The organism is Mesorhizobium sp. B2-4-18 (assembly GCF_006441385.1).
Classification (GTDB): Bacteria; Pseudomonadota; Alphaproteobacteria; order Rhizobiales; family Rhizobiaceae; genus Mesorhizobium; species Mesorhizobium australicum.
The window spans coordinates 1-1,293 of sequence record NZ_VFUW01000023.1 but is presented as its reverse complement, the minus strand read 5'-3'; the positions used below and the strand labels follow the sequence as shown (position 1 = coordinate 1,293).

Here is a 1,293-nt window from a genome sequence, read left to right as displayed (position 1 = left end):
GGTCCGTTCCGGACACATAGGTTACGGTTTATACCGGAGACATGGGTAACACTTTTGGCCCGAAGGGGTTTTGGAGTGGTTCGAGCCTGCATGTCTCATCGTCGAAATATCCCAAATCATAGTCCATGAAGCTAGCCAGCCAGATATGGTCCTCGACCTGTTTGATGCCGACGCTCTGGCCGGCGAAGACGAGGCTGAGGTTGATCTTCTTTCTGTTATAGCAGATGCGGCCGCAGGTAGTGACGATGACAGCCTTGTCGTGAAACGGATAATCGAGATCTGGCAGGCCGGCATAGGGTCGCGTTGAGGGTGCGTAACGCTCTGCCGGACAGTCCATGCCGAGGGCCTGGTGGGGGCGTTCTGAGTTGAACTCGTCGATGAAGTCATCGAACCTGGCCTGCTGCTGCAGAAAGTTGGCGCCTGCCGGTTTGGTGGTTTCCTTCTTCAGGGTCAGGTGCATGCGTTCATGGCGCCCGTTCTGCTGCGGGCAGCCCGGTTTGATGCGCTCGATGTCGATGCCCAGGCGCAGCCACCAGACCGACAGTTTGCTGAGATTGAACAGCGCATTGGGGCTGGCGAAGGGAACACCATTGTCGGTCCTGATCGCGCTGGGCAGGCCGAACTCCTTGAAAACCCTCTCGAACACGGTGAAGGCATAGGCTTCCTTCGTGGTCGACAGCGCCTCGCAGGCGATGAGATAGCGGCTGGCGAAGTCGGTGATCGTCAGCGGATAGCAATAGCGCCGATCGGCGAGCATGAACTCGCCCTTGTAGTCGGCACACCAAAGATCGTTGGGCCGACAGCCGTTGGAAAGCGGTGTTCCCGTCGCCCTGTTGCGCCTTCGCTTGCGGTGCTCGACCATGCCGTGTCGGTCGAGCACGGCGTGCACGGTCGAAATCGCGGGCCGGTGCACATCCGGATATAGCCGGGCCAGCCGCTCGCGTATCTTCGGCGCACCCCAAGTCGGCTTGTCTTGCTTCAGACGCACAATCAGCTTCTCGATTTGAAACGGAAGCTGATTGGCATGGCGGTAGGGCCGGCGCGATCGATCCGTCAGCCCCTCCAAGCCGCTATCATTGTAGCGCGTGAGGATCTTGTAGCCGGTCTTGCGCGAGATATCGAACTCACGGCAAAGCACGGCCATCTTCTCGCCGTCCAGCAGCCGCGCGACGAACTTCAGCCGCTCGTCCATGACGTTACACTCCTTCCAAGGCACCTTGCTCTCCTTGCAAAGGGCCGAAAGTGTAACCCATCTATCCGGAATGAACTGTCACCCATCTCTCGGGAAGGGCA

Annotated in this window: 1 protein-coding gene; it reads right to left on the bottom strand. The window is 59.0% G+C overall.

The genetic code is table 11. The features are described from left to right. Positions 1–28 precede the first annotated feature (28 nt). Complete coding sequence (locus tag FJ527_RS29205) at positions 29–1,192, bottom strand: IS481 family transposase (protein WP_083882946.1); 1,164 nt, start codon at positions 1,190–1,192, stop codon at positions 29–31. Between the last annotated feature and the right edge of the window lie 101 nt (positions 1,193–1,293).

What these genes read in the sequence shown, in the direction of transcription:
- FJ527_RS29205 (WP_083882946.1), bottom strand. Translation starts at nt 1,192, where the DNA reads ATGGACGAGCGGCTGAAGTTCGTCGCGCGGCTGCTGGACGGCGAGAAG.